General features: G+C 50.8%; 14 protein-coding genes. 5 read left to right on the forward strand and 9 right to left on the reverse strand.

Features of this window, described 5'->3' with window-relative positions; all coding sequences use genetic code 11:
- Together B2R29_RS09590 and B2R29_RS09595 are read right to left on the reverse strand one after the other, a co-directional pair.
- Positions 1-695: hydroxyacylglutathione hydrolase (locus B2R29_RS09590; protein WP_301180854.1), on the reverse strand; the 695-nt coding region annotated here is incomplete at its 3' end.
- 9 nt (positions 696-704) lie between these two features.
- Complete coding sequence (locus B2R29_RS09595; RefSeq protein WP_301180855.1) at positions 705-1163, reverse strand: HIT domain-containing protein; 459 nt, start codon at positions 1161-1163, stop codon at positions 705-707.
- A gap of 240 nt (positions 1164-1403) precedes the next feature.
- Here B2R29_RS09595 and B2R29_RS09600 point away from each other — a divergent pair, with 240 nt between their 5' ends.
- Both B2R29_RS09600 and B2R29_RS09605 read left to right on the forward strand, forming a co-directional pair.
- The gene (locus tag B2R29_RS09600; RefSeq protein WP_301180856.1) at positions 1404-2525 is read left to right on the forward strand and encodes a GNAT family N-acetyltransferase; all 1122 of its coding nucleotides are present in this window, start codon (positions 1404-1406) and stop codon (positions 2523-2525) included.
- 51 nt (positions 2526-2576) lie between these two features.
- A complete protein-coding gene (locus tag B2R29_RS09605) occupies positions 2577-2789 on the forward strand; it encodes a hypothetical protein (RefSeq protein WP_301180857.1) in 213 nt (70 codons plus the stop codon).
- Position 2790: 1 nt separating this feature from the next.
- Here the strand turns inward: B2R29_RS09605 and B2R29_RS09610 are convergent, their stop codons facing one another.
- The 3 genes from B2R29_RS09610 to B2R29_RS09620 are packed head-to-tail and all read right to left on the reverse strand — an operon-like array spanning position 2791 to position 5292.
- Positions 2791-3627 carry a CPBP family intramembrane glutamic endopeptidase gene (locus B2R29_RS09610; RefSeq protein WP_301180858.1) on the reverse strand — a complete coding sequence of 279 codons (837 nt, stop codon included), beginning with the start codon at positions 3625-3627 and terminating at the stop codon, positions 2791-2793.
- On the reverse strand, positions 3606-4754 hold the full coding sequence (locus B2R29_RS09615) for a tRNA-queuosine alpha-mannosyltransferase domain-containing protein (RefSeq protein ID WP_301180859.1): 1149 nt from the start codon (positions 4752-4754) through the stop codon (positions 3606-3608). Before B2R29_RS09615 ends, B2R29_RS09610 begins: the two co-directional genes overlap by 22 nt.
- Before the next feature lie 4 nt (positions 4755-4758).
- Positions 4759-5292, reverse strand: a complete 534-nt coding sequence (locus B2R29_RS09620) for a DUF4124 domain-containing protein (RefSeq protein WP_287026568.1) — start codon at positions 5290-5292, stop codon at positions 4759-4761.
- Positions 5293-5405: 113 nt separating this feature from the next.
- On the opposite strand from B2R29_RS09620, the gene B2R29_RS09625 reads away from it, so the two are divergent.
- The 3 genes from B2R29_RS09625 (at position 5406) to rimO (ending at position 12005) form a co-directional block, all read left to right on the forward strand.
- Positions 5406-9644, forward strand: coding sequence for a PAS domain-containing protein (locus B2R29_RS09625; protein WP_301180860.1), 4239 nt, complete (start codon positions 5406-5408; stop codon positions 9642-9644).
- Positions 9637-10560, forward strand: coding sequence for a diguanylate cyclase (locus tag B2R29_RS09630; protein WP_287026571.1), 924 nt, complete (start codon positions 9637-9639; stop codon positions 10558-10560). The genes B2R29_RS09625 and B2R29_RS09630 overlap by 8 nt, the downstream gene beginning before the upstream one ends.
- A gap of 68 nt (positions 10561-10628) precedes the next feature.
- Complete coding sequence (gene rimO, locus B2R29_RS09635; protein WP_287026573.1) at positions 10629-12005, forward strand: 30S ribosomal protein S12 methylthiotransferase RimO; 1377 nt, start codon at positions 10629-10631, stop codon at positions 12003-12005.
- A 73-nt stretch (positions 12006-12078) separates the two neighbouring features.
- On the opposite strand, the gene B2R29_RS09640 is transcribed toward rimO, so the two are convergent.
- From B2R29_RS09640 to B2R29_RS09655, 4 genes are all read right to left on the reverse strand, one after another.
- Entirely contained in the window at positions 12079-12972 is an 894-nt protein-coding gene (locus B2R29_RS09640) for a Dyp-type peroxidase (protein ID WP_301180861.1), read from the reverse strand.
- 75 nt (positions 12973-13047) lie between these two features.
- Positions 13048-15456 (reverse strand): two-component system response regulator, encoded by a 2409-nt coding sequence (locus B2R29_RS09645; protein ID WP_301180862.1) that lies wholly within the window; start codon positions 15454-15456, stop codon positions 13048-13050.
- Entirely contained in the window at positions 15453-17273 is a 1821-nt protein-coding gene (locus B2R29_RS09650; protein ID WP_301180863.1) for a PAS domain S-box protein, read from the reverse strand. The genes B2R29_RS09645 and B2R29_RS09650 overlap by 4 nt, the downstream gene beginning before the upstream one ends.
- A gap of 159 nt (positions 17274-17432) precedes the next feature.
- Entirely contained in the window at positions 17433-18437 is a 1005-nt protein-coding gene (locus B2R29_RS09655) for a GlxA family transcriptional regulator (RefSeq protein WP_301180864.1), read from the reverse strand.
- Positions 18438-18502 lie beyond the last annotated feature (65 nt).

An 18502-nucleotide genomic window follows, 5' to 3' on the forward strand; every position in this document is an offset into this window, starting at 1 on the left:
TGATGTAATCTCAAAAACGGATTATATAAACGCTCCTGCCCCATGGTCATAACAGGCATATCGTTAGGTTCCGTCTCTGCAACCGACGCCTGCCAATCACTGGCATCGTTATTCTCTGGTTCACGCGTTAATGCAAAGGCCAGATTATTCTTCATGTAGTCGTGCCCGGGATACAACAGAGTATCGTCAGGCAGCGGCATAAGCTGTGACACAAATGAATCGTACATTTCGTCAACGTCACCACCATTTCGACAGTTTCCTGCGCAGGCATTGAATAACGTATCACCTGAAAAAAGGACTGGTGTTCCGCCATTGTTTTCGGGTTTTACAAGCAAGCATAAATGTACCGGCGTATGACCAGGAGTAAAAAGAACGTGAAGCCTGAGCGAACCCAATTCAATCAGGTCACCGGCAATCACTCCCCGATCAACATTGGGTATTTTGGCGATCGCGTTTTTGTGCGCAATAACTTCCGCGCCCGTGGCCGCCACAACCGCAGGATTACCCTCGACATGATCATGATGCTCGTGCGTATTAATAATATATTTGATGGTGTAACCCTGCTCTTCTGCCAGGGCCACCATCGCATCACCATCCAAAGGGTCCAGAGCAATGGCTTGTCGAGTTTCTTCACAACCAATCAGGTAATTGAAATTACGTAACGGGTTGTTCATGTAACGTCGAAAAACTTCCACATTCACCTCTTACCAGTACACAGTGTCCTGAATATCGTCGTCTGCTTCAGACTCTTTAATGAAGTGACTGTTCAATAAATTAATCATTTCTTCTGAGCGCGCTTCCAGCTCTTCGTCAGAATAGGCTTCTGCAGGACTGTGCCCCCAGACTGGCCCGGGCCAGGCAGGATCAGTTTTGAATCGCGCAATATGATGAACATGCAACTGAGCAACAACGTTCCCCAGAGCGGCAATGTTCATAGAGTCAGACCCGAAGTGATCTGCCATCTTCTCTGCAACAAATGCAGATTCTTCCATCAACTGAAGGCGATCGTCTTTCTTCAGGTGGTAATACTCGAAAACGTTAGAGCGGGAAGGCACCAGAATCAACCAAGGGTAGCGGCGATCCTTCATCATCAGTACTTTGCACAAAGGCAAGCGGCCCAAATACAGTGTATCGGCTTGCAGGCGTTCATCTAAGCGGAACATAATCTCTCCTGTTTATTGTTTTCATGATAAATCGCCATGCGCGCAAGGTCACTAGGGCACCTCTAAATAATGCAGTCACGCAGCGCGTGAGTGCTATAGTGCTTCAAATCGCGGCGTTGATCGAAGGTAATGACGAGTCCTTGGCGAGATCAACTACAAAGAGATGAAATGCCTACAGATCACGCCCTTCGGGGCTTTCATAATTGCATTAATCAGAGGTGCCCTGGAGGTTCGCTATAAATGCACGAATTCATTGCTCTTCCGGCCATAAACGCCATTCCGAAAGACCAGTGGGATGCAGTTTTGCCAGCCAATGCCGGGCCATTCCTGCGCTACGACTTCTTACATGCTCTGGAGTCCAGCGGCTCAGTGTCAGCAGACACCGGCTGGACACCGTGCCACCTGATCAGCCTTGATGACACAGGGGCTCCCTGTCTTGCTCTCCCTGCCTATATTAAAGACCACAGTTACGGCGAGTACGTATTCGACTGGCAATGGGCAGAGGCCTACGCCAGTTATGGCATGCAGTATTACCCTAAGCTACTTATTGGCGTTCCTTTCACGCCCGTTCCAGGGCCACGATGGTTGAGTACTAATTCAGTAGATCGCGAAAGTCTGGCTCAGGGGTTATCGGAGTTTTGCACAAGCAAGGGGCTGAGTGGCTGGCACATGAACTTTCCCGCGGAAGAACTGGCTCCGAATACAGACGCATCAGAACGTAAAGGGTGTCAGTTTATATGGAGAAACAACGACTTCAGATCCTTCGACGAGTTTCTGGCAACATTCGCAAGCCGTAAACGTAAGAACCTGCTTAAAGAGCGTCGCCGTATATCTGAACAAGGAATCAAAGTTTCGCGCCTTCAGGGAGAAAGAATTACCCCTGAGATGATTGATATCTTCTATCACTGCTACTGCGACACCTACTACCGCAGACGCTCTCATCCTTACCTTACGCCCAGTTTCTTTCACCAACTCCGTGAGACCATGGCAGATTCGATGATGTTGGTACTCGCAGAAGACGAAGAAGGCCCATGCGCTGCCGCCCTTTGTTTCTTCGACGATAACGCACTTTATGGCCGCTACTGGGGTTGTCTACGCGACTACGATGCCTTGCATTTCGAGGCCTGCTATTACCAGGGGATTGAGTTCTGCATCGAGAAGAACCTGGGTATGTTTAACCCGGGCACTCAGGGAGAACACAAGATCAGCCGTGGCTTCGCCCCCGAGTTCACACGAAGCTACCATTGGCTCGCACATCCGGAATTTCACGACGCTATTGGCAGATTTACACGTGAAGAAGCGGCGTACATTGAAGAATATGCCACTGCCGCCTCAGAAAGACTGCCGTTCAGGCGGGATTGATCTGGCTGTCTCATCCCAGCTTTGCTATAACCCCACCCGGAGGTAATTATCATGGCTATGAGAGCATACAAAGTTCAGGACATTGTTGTATTCGCATCACGCGGTACCGAAGCGAAACTTCTGGCTGCGCCCGAACTACGCCCAGCGGAAGAATGGCGCGAAGACGTTGCAGCCTGGGTAGCACTGCGCGCAGAACGAGCACCAGAGTTAGATGACAAGGTCGCGTCCGAACGCACATCCCCTTACATTTACGAGCCTGAATAGACTACCAGTGATGCGGAAGCCCTTTTGTCTGTATCAAGGCAGCGATATCCATCATTAAGGCAATCGACACATGCACCATCACACCGCCCCAGATGGATCGCGACATCAAAGCTAGAACCCCGAGAAAAAAGCCGAAAAGAATCGCGCCAAAAGACTCCGGCCAAAGCTTCGGAAAGTGCAGCATCAAGTACGGCAAACACATCACCGCAATCGACAGACTACCGAACTGGCGCTTGAGTCCATTGACCAGATACCCCCTGAAAAAGAACTCGACAGCAATAAATTGCAAAACGTAGATCACTTCCCAACTTAACAGATCGAACCAGCTTCGATGTGCGCGGTTATAGAAGGGATAATGTTTCGAAAAGTCATCACCAAAACTGGCGATAATGGCAAAGATCATAATGGGCGAGGCTAACAGGACGTAACCACGCCAGTGATGGTGCACACTTCCCCACTGCCACCCGTATTCACGCAATGAATCTTTAAACCAGAACCGAATAGCAAGCATCGGAATGATCAGAAATCCAAGCAGGTTAATGCTGCCCCACCAGATATATCCCAGTAGCTCCCGATATTCGTAACGATGATAGTCACGATATATCGAGGGGTCAGACATTACGTCTGAACACCACTTCACCAGTGCGGTCAGGTTACTGCTGTACTTTCCGTAATGCACCAAAAGCAGACACACACAGGCGATACCGATAATCTGCCAGACACGGATGCGTTCTTTCGCTTCTTCGGCAAGCGATAAACCAGCCGGTTTACGCTCTTCGTCAATTGCATTCAGTTGACTAAAAAGAAAATCCGGTCTCAGCCAGTGTAAAAATCCCATGAATTTGATCCGTTGGTGACTTCAGTAACGCCAGCAGGCAGGCTGAAGTAAGTCATTAAATTCCGCCACAGTTCGCGTGTAGATGCCGTCGTCCATCGTGATATATCGACTTTCTGTCCGTTCAGTAAGGCATCTGTCATCCGGTCTGCTGCATCGTCAACATCGCCCGGCGTATATCGACAGCAGTCTGGGTACTGTTCGCGGTAACACAAAGCGTCAGGCACGACAGGAATTGCGCCAGCACTCACAGCTTCAATCATCGACAGCCCCTGAAACTCATGATCTGCGGTGCTGACAACTACTTGAGCACGCTTCAGCAAAGCTTCATATTCAACGCGCGGAACCATACCGTCGGCAATGATGCAATCCGCATAGCGTGTACGTATGCGCGACAGTTCCACTGGCACTTTACTGGGCCTTGGGCCCAACAATGCCAGCTGAAAATCGATATCTCGTGACCCGACCGCATCAAGCAACGCCTCGAAACGATCGGGCCGTTTGTCATATTCCCAGCGGTGATTCCAGAGAATCACAGGCGTCGAGTCTATTTTCTCTGGAGTCGTATCGATAGTTACTGTATCGATATTTACTGTATCGACAGGGACAGGTAAAACCGAGCTCTTCGCTCGTAACTGATCAACAACATTGTCGGGGACGGCGTCCGGTAACTTACGCAGAAGCTCTGCGACTCCTTGCAACATAGACTCGAGATTAAAGCGCGAATTAAACAAACAACGCTCAGAGGCCAAGGCCCCGTACAACTGAACCATCTGTGGGTCAATCGACGAGTGCTGACGGTCACCCACTGGGTAAGCAAACTGATTCTCGTGAAAATACAAAGTCACAGGAGTACCTGCGAGTTCTGGGTGCAGCCCTTTGATGGTGGCAATATCCACCATGGATGTTGCGAGAATATGATGAGGGCATTCTTGCCGGAGCGCGTCCCGGAATTCTGCCATCCACGACAACGGGTTACCCCGGATACGCCAGCGGAAGTAGCGGCCAGGAAGTTCGAAGATACGAAAGCGCACCGGCAAGTCCTGCTGATTCGATAGCCAGTTAACCCAGCTGGCGTGGCTTTCGGAACGATAGGCTGACAGTAGCCAGACCAGAGGACGTTCAGGCATTGAGTCAGATCGCCATTCGAGAGCGGTCGCGCTCCTGTTTGGCAGAGTCGGACGCCTGATTGATTTCCGACAAGCGTTTTTCGAGTCCGGAGATATTCTCTCGTTGCTGGCGTATCTGCTCGTTATAACGGTCTGCGCCGGTTTTCATCTCATCAACGATCGCCTGGGCCCGGTTACGGGCATTCGGGCCTGCAAGAGACTTGGCCAACTCAGATTTTTCTTTGATCATGCGCTCGCGTTCATTCTGAAGATCGGTGAGCTTCTTCTTCGCATTTTTCAGATCACGCTGCACGCGAATCCGGTCATTGTTCCGTGATAACTCATCAGCCATACCTTGCAACTCGGCTTCCGAGGCGCCTCGTGACGGCTTACTGGTATCAACCTGACGTTCTTCCTTCACCGAGTATTCTGACGGGCATGGCGTCTGTGAAAACAGGGTCTCGCCCGCTGCTGATTTACAGACATAAACTTTCCCCGCGTGTACCGGCAGAGCAGCCGAAAACACGACCATACCGACCAGTAATAAAAAACCACGCATATTAAGACTCCTTGTTATCAGAAATGATGGCGAAAAGGCCCGGATTCGCCCTGCGCTAACCTGTGGAGTGACTATACTTTAAAGCGGATTGTACTTTCTACCACGGAGCAGGCATGCCTCAGCCCACCCCCAATATCCCCGAAGCCCCTTCAGGTGATCACTGGCTTTTACAAAAATACGCTCTGGATCAGCACGCGATCGTAGCCGTTACTGACAAACAAGGCCGCATTCAATACGTGAATGATCTGTTCTGCGACATCAGCGGCTACGAGCGCGAGGAGTTAATTGGCCGTACACACCACATCGTCAACTCAGGCCATCACAGTAGCCAGTTCTTCGAAGAAATGTTCGAAACACTGGCTGATAGAGACATCTGGCGTGGCGAGATCTGCAATCGTACTAAGACCGGCGAGCTTTACTGGGTAGAAACCACCATTTCGACCCAGCGAGATGACCAAGGCGACATAACGGGCTACGTCGCATTGCGCACCGATGTCACAGACCAGCACCGCACCCTGGACGCCATGCGCCGCTTGCACGAGATTACCTCTGATCGCCAGGCAACCATCAACACTAAGGCAGAGCGAATTCTTGGTCTGGGCTGCGAGATATTCAACCTGCCCATAGGCATCATCAGTCACATCAGTGACGAGCACTACACGGTTCGTTTCACCCTGAACCCTGATAATGCTCTTAAGCCAGGTGACAGCTTTGAACTGGGCAACACCTACTGCTCTGAAACCATAGGCGGTTGCCACGCCGTCGCGCATCACCATGTTGGAGACAGCGACACCCAGCATCATCCTGCTTACGCCAATTTCGGCCTTGAGTCGTACCTTGCTGCCCCACTGTTTCTGAAGGACAAGCTTTACGGCACAATCAATTTTTCAGGGCCAGAAGCGCGCTCACGGGCATTCAGCACCGGCGAGATTGAGCTCATACAACTGTTCGCGAAGTGGATCGGGGACGAACTCGCACGGGAAGAAACCGACAATGCGCTTGAACGTGAGCGCCTGTTGCTGGATGCCGTCAGTAAACAAGCGCGTATTGGCGGCTGGGAGCTCGACCTCAAAACAGAAAGTCTCTACTGGACGCCAGTCACCCGCTTGATTCATGAAGTCGATGACGACTTTATCCCGACCGTGAAGAACGGCATCGATTTTTACGACGGCGATGAAGCCAAAGAGAGTCTGCGTATCGCTATTGCAGACGCCATAGAGAAAGGCCAGAACTGGGATCTTGAGCTACCACTGAAAACCGCCAAAGGCCGACGGATATGGGCCCGCGCTCTGGGTACACCCGTGATGGTCGATGGTACCTGCACTCGCCTACTCGGATCATTTCAGGACATCACTGAAGAACGTGAACAGGAAGCAGAGAAGCGTGAGGAAGCCCAGCGCAATCAGCTGATGATTGAGTCAACCGCGGTCGGCTTCTGGGACTGGAACATCAAGACTGGAGAAACGTCGTTCAGTGAGCGCTGGGCCAATATTATTGGCTACACGCTCGACGAGTTGGCACCAGTATCTATCGACACCTGGCTGGATGCTTGCCACCCGGACGATCTGGAACGCTCAGGCGAGCTTCTTCAACAGCACTGGGAAGGCACACTGGATCGCTATGAATGCGAAGCCAGAATGAAACACAAAGATGGTCGCTGGATCTGGGTCCACGACACGGGTCGAGTCGTTGAATGGGACGAGGACGGAAAACCACTGCGCATGATTGGTACCCACCTCGACATCACAGAGAACAAGCTCGCACAGACCGAAATCAATATCAGTCATCAACGCATTCAACTGGCGACGGAGTCAGCTGGCATTTGCATCTGGGAGCATAACCTGGCTACCGGAGAAATGACCTGGGATGCCGGGATGCGGGAGCTGTACGCTATCGACCCTGATGTTGCCCCGCCGAACATCAGAGAATGGGAATCCTATATTCATCCAGAAGACCACGACTGGGTTGTCACGCGCCTCAAAGACGCTATTCGGCACAGCAAACCTTTCGACTACGAATTCAGAATCGTGCGCGCGGATGGAAAAGAGCGTCACGTTCGAACGGCTGCAGTCATTCTTGACGACGATCATACGCAGGGGTCCCGGATTGTCGGAATGACCAGCGATGTGACCCAACAGAAAGAGAATGAGCTTGCATTATTAGCCGCAAAGCGAGAGGCAGAAAGCGCAGCACGCACCAAAAGCGACTTCCTCGCGACCATGAGTCATGAGATCCGTACGCCAATGAATGGCGTTCTTGGTATGCTCAACCTCCTGAAAGATACTCCACTCACAGACGATCAGCTTAACCGGATACGCATTGCGCAAAACAGTGCGCAGTCTCTGCTTACACTGATTAACGACATCCTCGACTTTTCAAAAATCGAAGCGAATAAGCTTGAACTTGAATCCATTGAATTTGAGCTTAACGGTGTACTGACAGCCGCTACAGAATCGCTGGCCAGCCAGGCCGAAACAAAAGCCGTGGAGCTATTGGTCGATACTTCAAAACTGCACACCAATACCGTGATCGGCGACCCTGGGCGGGTCCGTCAGATACTGATCAATCTTCTCAGTAACGCCATTAAATTCACCAATGAAGGAGAAGTCACGGTTTCTATAGAACAACTCCTGGTTGATGATAAATGGCAACTGTTGATGAGAGTAAAAGACACCGGCATAGGCATTGACGAAACCAAGCGGGTCAATCTCTTTAATGCATTTAAACAGGTCGACTCCTCCACCACGAGAGAGTTTGGCGGCAGTGGGCTCGGGCTCGCTATCGTAAAAAACCTTTGTGAACGCATGAACGGTTCAGTTTCCGTTCAAAGCACTCCAAATAAAGGCAGTGAGTTTACCGCCACCGTACAACTCGATATTGCCCCCGAAGCGACCCCCCTTCCCGGCCTTAACGGCACTCGTGTACTGGCAATTATTAATAACCCTAAATCCCGCGAGATTACCCGCCAGAACCTCGAAGCTTTGGGTGCCAGAGTGGATGCCGTAGGTTCTACCGCAGATGCCTCCGAAATACTGATAGGCGACCCCGACAGCGTCGACCTTCTGATCCTGAGCAGCAATATTCCGGGGGAAGACTGGAGAGACAGCTCAGAAGCACTCGCTCAACTACCGGCGATGGATACGGCGCTCAGAGTGTTGATGGTGCCAGTCAGCTTCCGTCAATCTGAGCGAGTGCTCGAATCCGGCAGACTTCACGGGCACGTGTTAAAGCCACTGAACGTACTTAACCTGGTCGAGTACTTCCATACCCGTAAGGAATTCGGCCAGACTGAAGGTTCAGGCCCGAAACGCGATAAGCCTTCCTTCCGTAACAAACGGGTACTATTGGTTGAAGACAACCGGGTAAATCAACTGGTTGCAGAAGAAATGCTCACCGCGCTCGGTATCAAAGTCGTGGTAACAGAAAATGGCGATGAAGCTATTCAGAAAATTAGCTCCGAAGAGTCTCCTTTTGACCTGATTCTTATGGACTGCCAGATGCCCGTCATGGATGGCTATCAAGCGACTCGGGCACTGCGCCACGGGCGAGCTGGCGACCAGCACCAGAGCACTCCGGTCATTGCCATGACAGCGCACGCCATGACTGGCGACAAAGAGAGATGCCTTGCATCCGGCATGAACGACTACCTGGCCAAACCTGTTGACCCTGGTTTACTGACGTCAATGCTCGAACGCTGGTTACTGACAGATGACATAAATCAGGAATCGTCAGTAAGCAACGCTGTCGTCATTAGAAGTCAGCCTCAAGCCGGAGAGACCATCTGGGATCGCCAGCAGGCGCTTAAACGCGTTGTCGGCAACGAGAAACTGCTCAACCAATTAATCGATATGTTCCGCAGTGAACAACCTGTGCGCTTGTCTGAAATGACACAGCTCCTCGATGGCGGCCGCTATGACGCACTCAGAGAGGTAGCACACAACCTCAAAGGCGTCGCAGGCAATCTCGGGCTCGTTGCCCTACAGAAAGTCGCCTCCAAGCTGGATCAGGATATCCGCACTGGCAACACCAGCACTGCCGGTCAGTTGCTTGACGAGTTGCATGAAGAAACAGGGCGGCTGACAGAACTGCTGGAAAACACTAACAATGCCAAAACGCCGACGCCACTTATTGGCCTTAGAGAACAACTGGTTGCAATAAATCACGCTTTGGAACAAAACGACTACATTAGTCAGAAGAGTCTGGAATTCATGCTTAAACCCCTTGGGAATGCGTATTACGAAGCAGAACTGGGGCAGCTTGCACACGAAATCACCGCATTTGAAAACGCAAAAGCTCAGTCTAGGATTAAATCACTGCTTCAGCAGATAACCGAGAGCAATAAAAATGCCTAATGACATTCCGCTATCCACCGTTTTACTCGTCGATGATTCCCCGTCGAATATACGCGTTATGGCCGCTGTACTTCAGGAACGCTACCGAGTAAAAACAGCGACAAGCGGACAGCAGTGCCTGGACATGGCGCTGAAGCACAAACCTGACCTGATTCTGCTAGATATCGAAATGCCTGGGATCTCGGGTTACGAAACCTGCCGCGAACTCAAAGACATGAGCGAGACACGAGACATCCCTATCATCTTTGTCACCGGCCGCGACAATATCGAAGATGAAGAGCTGGGCCTGCGCATCGGTGCCGTTGATTACATTACCAAACCGATACGCCCGGTGATTCTGTCCGCGCGCGTTGACACGCACATCACTCTGAAACGTCAACAGGATCGCCTTCTTCAACTGGCCATGCATGACCAGCTCACGGGTCTGTATAACCGCCACTACATGTTAGAGATGGTCGACCAGCGAATCGCACGGGCTCGCCGCCATAACACACCCCTGACAACACTGATTATTGATCTCGACCATTTCAAAAAAATTAATGACACTCATGGGCACATTGTCGGTGACCAGATCCTTGAGCAGGTAGCAACTCTGCTCGAACGTCAGTGCCGCACCGAAGACACTGTCGCACGCTTCGGTGGCGAAGAGTTTATCGTACTGATGGAACCCTGCAGCCTGAATCAGGCTCACTATAAAGCCGAAGTCATGCGCCACCAGATATCAAAACTCATGCCTTCGGAGATCCCTGTCACGGTGAGTATCGGAGCCGCAGAATTGACCGAGCACGATGAAAACTTCAATGCACTTCTCAAACGAGCCGACGATGCTCTCTATCGCGCTAAGGAAAACGGACGAAACTGTACTGAGCTATCTCACATCGAGCACACGATACAAGCGTCGAAAGCATCCCACTAAAAAGCCCCGCACATATCAGGTACAATCGCCGCCTTGAAATAATTACCCCGGCGGCGAAGGTACCCACCATGACAGACCAACCCTCAACCCCAAGTGTCGGTGAAGGCGATGCAATTCCAAGCAGCGGCAAAGTAGGATTTGTCAGTCTTGGCTGCCCGAAAGCGCTGGTGGACTCTGAGCGCATCCTGACCCAACTCAAACTCGATGGCTACGACGTCGTTAATCAGTACGACAATGCTGATGTCGTGGTAGTGAATACCTGTGGTTTTATTGATGCTGCAAAACAGGAATCACTGGACGCCATCAACGAAGCCATGAACGAGAATGGCCGGGTCATCGTGACAGGCTGTATGGGCAAAGGCGCCGACGCCGAGCTGATCAAAGAAAAGAACCCAGGAGTGCTCGCGGTAACGGGCCCTCAGGCCTATGAAGAAGTGATGACCGCCGTACATGAATGGTCACCCAAGCAGACTGAGCATAACCCCTTTACGGACCTGGTTCCGCCTCAGGGCGTGAAACTGACGCCACGTCACTACTCCTACCTGAAAATTTCAGAAGGCTGTAACCACAGCTGCACTTTCTGCATTATTCCAGATATGCGCGGCAAGCATGTCAGCCGTCCGATCGGAGACGTACTGGAAGAGGCTAAACGACTGGTCGACGCTGGTACCAAAGAACTTCTCGTGATCTCTCAGGACACCTCAGCCTACGGTGTCGACCTGAAATACCGCACCGGCTTCTGGGATGGCAAACCCGTTAAAACCAAGATGCTCGATCTCTGTGAAGAGCTCGGCAAGATGGGCGTTTGGGTTCGCCTGCATTACGTCTATCCATACCCGCATGTTGATGACGTGATTCCTCTTATGGCTGAGGGCAAGATACTTCCGTACCTGGATATCCCCTTCCAACATGCCAGCCCACGGATTCTGAAACTGATGAAGCGCCCTGCCCACGCAGAGAACACTCTGGCGCGCATCAAGAAATGGCGTGAAATCTGCCCTGAGCTGGTATTGCGCTCGACTTTCGTTGTTGGCTTCCCCGGTGAAACAGAAGAAGACTTCCAGATGCTACTCGACTGGCTCGAAGAGGCTGAACTCGATCGCGTTGGCTGCTTCAAATACAGCCCGGTTGAAGGCGCTAAAGCCAATGACCTGCCAGATCATGTGCCAGAGGACATCCAGCAGGAGCGCCACGATCGCTTTATGGAAAAGGCTCAGGAAATCAGCACACGCAAGCTTGCGCGTCGCGTTGGCACCCGCATGACAGTGCTTATTGATGAAGTCGACGAAGAAGGCGCGATTGGCCGCTCAATTGCCGATGCACCAAACATCGATGGGATGGTTTACCTGAACGAATTCTTCGATTGTCAGCCAGGTGACTTTATTGAGGTGGATATCGAGCATTCTGACGAGTACGACCTGTGGGGAACGCCGGTCAGCAGCTAAAGACGACCCGTTTGTATTGCGTAATGGATCTCCACCCCGCGAAGGCGTGGGGCGGGAATCCAATCTCTTCGAGTTACCCCGCAAGAGCAGCTGCAAGATCTTCCTGCGACGGCATAAACCAGTAAGAACCCGTCAGTGCGTCACTGAAATCCATCATGGCATCCGTGATGCCATCATCTTTACCCAGCATGCTATCAATCACGTTCACAAAGCGATCCATATCACAGGCAAATGCCAGAAAATAAAGCCCCTTATCCTGGCCACCGCCGTACGGAGTTCCCCGGCGGTACATTTTCATCGGCACATCATCAACATCGATATCCGTGCGCCCCACGTGTGATTCAGGAGGAAGCGCCGTCCCCTCCAGCTCAATATTCGTCTCTTTGGTGCGGCCGATGACGTTTTCCTGAGCAGTCACACTCAGGCTAAGAAATTCCTGCAGCCGGTGCGTCCACTTTTGGCCCAGAACAAACGAACCGCCCTCTCCCGGTTGGCCTTCAGGAATAATTGCCGCAGCACGCTTTTTCTCCGCCGTTCCGGGGTTGCCTGTACCGTCGACAAAGCCAGTAATAATGCGGGCATCACGAGTTTTATAGCCATCGAGATCCAGCTCAAGGTCAGCAATGCTATTTAATGCTTCTGTGACCTGCACGACGGCATTCATCACATCGCCACGATCTTCGCCCACCACCCAGATAAACATGTCTCGCTGCGAAGCCGGCATAACATGCCCTTTTGCAGAATATTGAGCAGTAAAATCATGCAAGCCATCAGGCGACCAGCCCGGCCCTAATCGCTGCCAGCTGGCTTGATTGAAGGCGACCAGAATATGAGCGCCATCGACAGGCTTCACCGCCTGAGACAAGGCCTGGCGCAACTCGGCATCGGATGTCGAACGGAATTGATATTCGAGGTACTGACTGCTACGACCCGGCTCTTCGAACAGGCCGGCCTGATGTGTCTTCATTGTAACGGCTCCGGTTGTCATCGCCCTCTGTATCTTCAGAGGTTTTAATTATTCTAGCGCCAGACACCCGATAGTTCAGCCGTTATTTAAGTCGAACCCTTTTACCCACTCTACAAATCTCAGTGATGGCATGGAACGCCCAAACAAGAACCCCTGACCGCATCCACATCCCATCTGACGAAGCGTATTAAGCTGATTCTCATTCTCAATTCCCTCCGCCGTAACGTTCATACCGAGAACACCACATAGGGCAAAGATAGCTTTGCAGATTTCTATGTCGTTTTCACTATTGGGCAGATCCATCACGAAACTGCGATCAATTTTAACTCGGTCAAAAGGCAAGGATTTAAGTCGGCTCAGAGAGGAGTACCCTGTACCAAAATCATCGATAGCAAGTCGTATCCCCAAGGCTCGTAGCTCGTCAAGCTGCTGCTTTGCATTCTTATTGTTCTGGATAGCGGTCTCAGTCACTTCCAGCTCGACTCTATCGGCCGGAACGTCATGCTCCTTTAAAAGATAACTGATAATTGCGGGGAAGTTCTTATCCGATAACTGACGAGCAGAAACATTGATCGACACAACGAGGTCATCCAGTCCTTGCAGTCGCCAATGATGCAGCTGGGTAAAGCTCTCACTTAATACCTTTGTTCCTAACTCCAGTATCACGTTGCTCTGTTCAGCGATAGGAATAAACCGCTCAGGCGGGATCATACCCAGATCATGACTGTACCAACGACACAGAGCTTCGGCACCGTAAACACGATTATTTACGACATCGACAAGTGGCTGAAACTCGACACATATTTCGTTGCTGGTTAACGCCCCTTTTATGTTCCGTTCAATGCGATTTCGCTCGACAGATACCATAGCTAGCTCGAAGTCATAGAACTTAAAGCAACTTTTCCCGGCGTTTTTGGCATGCATCAGTGCTGTATCCGCCGCAGTGATAACATCTTCATGGGTAATGAGTTCCCCGCCAGAAATAGCAATACCAATACTGGCTGACACCTCAACGACTTCACGCGACAATGTAATGGGCGCTGCCACTGCTCTGAGAAGCTTATTCGCCATGACACGTATTCCTTCATGGTCGCTGAAGTGAGGCGCAACAATAACGAACTCATCGCCACCAACGCGAGTCACCGTATCATCTTCCCTTACTGAACTGACGAATCGCTCGGCAATAATCTGCAGCAACCGATCCCCTTCCGCATGACCCAATGTATCGTTGACGAGTTTGAATCCATCCAGGTCGATATAAAGAATAGCCACTGGCTCTGCTGATTGTCGCTGTGCACGCAAGCATTCGCTTAATGTTCGCTCCAGATGAACCCGATTTCCGACACCTGTCAGAGAATCCAGAAAAGCCATTCTCTGCAGGTTTTTCTCAGCGCGGCGAAGTTCACCGATATCAGAAACAGTGAACACATAATTTGTGATAATACCGTCATCATCGAACACGCCCGCGATGTGTTCCCATGCTGGGAAGCGCTCGCCCGACTTCGTATTGCAAGCTACTTCTCCACTCCAAAAATGATTTCCTTGTTCAAGAAGTTTTGGAGAAAAATGATCTTTATGACGACGAGCGTGAAGAAACTCATCCGGATCACGTCCGGTCACTTCCTCAATGGTAAATCCGGTAGTAACCTCTAAAGCAGGATTAGCGGATATGACTCTTCGTTGCGAGTCAGTGATCAGAATAGCTTCGGAGATTGATTCAAATACTACTCTGGCCTGGCGAAGCTCTTCTCTTTCTCTGGCCTCTTTCTCGACGTCGCGAGCAATACCAACGACCTTTTTATGATCTTCTTTATCTGTAACAACTGCAGCAAACAAATCCACACTATGGTAGTTATCGGTGTCTTTGAACTGCAACCTGACCTGGCGCGAAAGCTGGCCCTGGTTATTAAGTGAGGAGATCAGAATTTCTCGGTCATCTGGGTGAACCCGGCTAATAATATCGTCGATAGTACTGGAAAACTTTGTCGCCTCTGACGGGGTCGGCTCCGCCAGGCAACGCTTGTCGTCAGGCTCCCACTCCCAGGCCGACATATTGGCAGCCTCAAGTGCGAGCTTGAGCTTCATGTCACTCTTTTTTATTTCATCGTCAACCTCATGTTTCGCCAGCGCGACCTGAATCGTGGCATCAATCTCACGAGCGTCATAAGGCTTAATCAGATAGCCATAAGGGGTTGACTGCCCAGCTTCCCGAATTACAGATCGATCCGAATAGGCACTCAAGAAAATGACTGGTATATCCAGTTCTTTCGAAATCAGCTGAGCGGCTTCGGTACCCATCATGGCTGTTTTTAAATGAATATCCATCAAAACCAGATCGGGCTTTAGGCGTCTCGCATACTCGATAGACTCCTCCCCCGACGCCACACTACCAACCACTAGGTAGCCTAGCTTTTCCAATGTCATTTTCAGATCGAGCGCAGTGATCCTCTCATCTTCCGTGATCAGTATCTTTTCGCCACTCATCCCTCAGTCTCCCGTTTACTAAAGCGTATTTCGTAGCGAGTTCCATATTCTCTATGCAAGGATATCTCTGCATCCAGCTGCTCCACTAACCCAGGAATCAACTGAAAACCCAGTGAGGTAGTTTTGCCGAGTTCAATACTTTCATCGATACCTTTTCCGTTATCCTCGACAACTACGATATTCGTGTCACCTTTCTGCAACATCGAAATTCGTATCTCTCCATTATTTTGTTCAGTAAATGCATGTTTAATCGAATTTGTTACAAGTTCATTCAGAAGCAAGCCGAAAGGCAATGCCTGATCCATCGTCAAAAGTAATTCCTGGTCGCAAGGTACAAGTACCGTTTCGATATTTAAATTACTTCCGTTAGTATGACTGCGGCTTATGAGGGTAACTAACTCACTACTGTATTTTTCAGCGCTAATACTTTCGTAGGTTTTGTGTTCGTAAAGTTGTTGATGCATCAGTGCCATCGCTTTGACCCGCCCCTGACTTTCAAGAAATGCGCCCTCTAACTCCTTCGGTACGCTGCGAGCCTGAAGGTTCAGTAAACTGGATACCACCTGAAGGTTATTTTTCACACGGTGGTGAACCTCATTCAGGAGCGACGTCTTTTCTTTTAGAGCTTTAATAAGACTCGTCTGAATCTGCTTCTGAATCGAGATATCGACCACTGTTGCGAGAACGCGCGTCCCTTCCGGGAACTGCAACGGCGTCAGTGCAACCTCAACCGGAAACTCAGAACCATCACGACGGCAGGCCATCAGTTCACGCATTGCAGCCATCGCTCGGGGAACTGGGCTTTCCTGATAACGAGACCGCTCCTTGCGGTGCTTATCGCGCAGATGCGCGGGGATCAGATCTTCGATAGAACAAGAGTAAAGCTCAGACAGCGAGTAACCAAACATTTTGGCCATACTGGGATTAGCGAGCATAATTTCGCCGTATTCGTTGATCATTACCAGGCCGTCGGCGGTTGAATCAAATACGCGACGAAAGCGTTTTTCACTCAGTGATAACTCAGCTTCTCGGGTCTTTCTTTCTGACACATCATTGGCCGACGCTACCAGGTGTGTGACTTCGCCATCGGCACCCAGCAAAGGAGTGATCATAAAGTCGATCGTAATCCGGGTATCGCCGACCGTACGAACCGGCACATCGTAACGAACTGTCTCGCCTGCGCCCGCGCGAATGACCGCTGAGCGCAATTGCATCTGGATTTTCGGCGAGTAGTTCCACCAGATGCAGTCCCAGAATCTTTTACCCACAACATCGGCCAGATCAATGCCCGCCGCCTCTAGTGGGGCCCGGTTGGCATCTATTAGCAGACCGTCAGGCGATAAAATGCCAACAAAGGTGAACAGGCTATCAAGAATACGCCGCTGCAGTTCGTGCGACTCTTCGCGAATGCGCTTGAGTTCGTACTCCAGCGTGCGATTGACCGCCATGACGAGAATTCCGGACACGTGACCGGGTGATGAAAAAATCGGCAGGTAAGATGCCTTCCAGAAGGAATCCTGCCCCTTCACACTGGGGGTTTCACCATAAATCTCCAGGTTTCTTACCGGCTCTCCTGAGTCCAATACTTCCTGCAGAATAGGAATAACCAGAGGGGCGAGTTTTGGTAAAACCTCTGAGACTGTGTGGCCCACATGCTCGTTGATAGACACGCCATTGAAGCGTGCGAGCAAGGAATTCAACTCCAGATACCGCAGTTCGGTATCAAGAATAGCTATTCCCATATCCTCGGAGCTCAACAAGGCGTCAAACGCCCCAGACTTCAGCCCCGTCAAATCCCTCTGTACTGTTACCGCCATTGCCTTCTCCCGCGCTTTTAGCGCCGAATAGCCTCTGTAACATAAGGTTAGTCGAATTATATTTTTATAAAAGGTTTATGGCCTCCATGGCCAAATAAACCAGTAGTCAGACATTACCAGCCAGACTTTTGTTTCGGGAAGTGAAAATTAATCTTTTTACTAAAACTGACTATTCACACTGAACAGCTTGGCGCGAACAGCCCGTCGGTAGTCAGATGGAGCCACGCCCTGCCACCGGCGAAAGATCCGGCCAAAATGGCTGGCATCACTGAATCCACACAATTGAGCGATCTCGGCAACCGATAAGTCGCTGTTCTTGAGCCACTCTTTGCCAAAGCGACACTTGAGATGCAGTAAGTATTGGCCTGGGGATTCCCCGGTCACTTTCTTAAAACGACGACTTAATTGCCTCTCACTCAATCCAGCGATCTCCGACATCCGCCTCATGGACAGAGATTCCTGCCAATGTTGGTGCAACCAACTCTGCGCCAGTGCTATGGCTTCATCAGCGTGCTGCGGGGCTCCTTCTGTAAACACTCTTTTATCAAAGGACATACGCGCTTCTGGCGAGAACTGCTGCTCTACGTACGCTGCTGTTTCGTTGTTAAACAATGTACCGATCAGATGAATCATCAGGTCAGCGCCCGAGTTGATACTGGCGGCACAATAGATACGCCCTGCCTGAGTAAGCAAGTGATCTCGTTGCAGACGAACGTCCGGGAAGTCATGAGCAAAAGCATCCAGTGCATGCCAATGAGTAGTCGCTGCCTGACCATCTAAGAGACCTGCTTTTCCGAGTAGCCAGGCGCCCGTACCGATACTCATAATGACCGCTCCTTCTGAATAACGTTGCCTGAGCCAATCGCATAATGGGTCTGACGCATCCAGCTTGCGTAGTGGGTTGCGCCACATCGCAGGCACAATCACCAGATCAGTCTCATCTATATCCGCCACAGACGTTCCACTTGCGATCTTAAGTCCACCAACGGGCTGGCAATCATCAGATGTAGAGACCGGTTCAACATTAAGACTCAGCCGGGAGCGGGTGTTGGTCCGATGGTAACTCACCGCGGCATGCAGCATTTCGAGTGGCATCGCCAGACTCGATAACAGCATCTTATCAAGCTGAAGCACGCTGACATGAAAGTCAGATCGATTACGCAAAACTACCTCCCGATGTTTAGAAGCTGTCTTCTTTATACCACCAAATGTCTTTTTTATTCTATTAC

The sequence above is a fragment of the Thalassolituus sp. UBA3500 genome (assembly GCF_002377545.1).
Taxonomy (GTDB): Bacteria; Pseudomonadota; Gammaproteobacteria; order Pseudomonadales; family Oceanobacteraceae; genus Thalassolituus.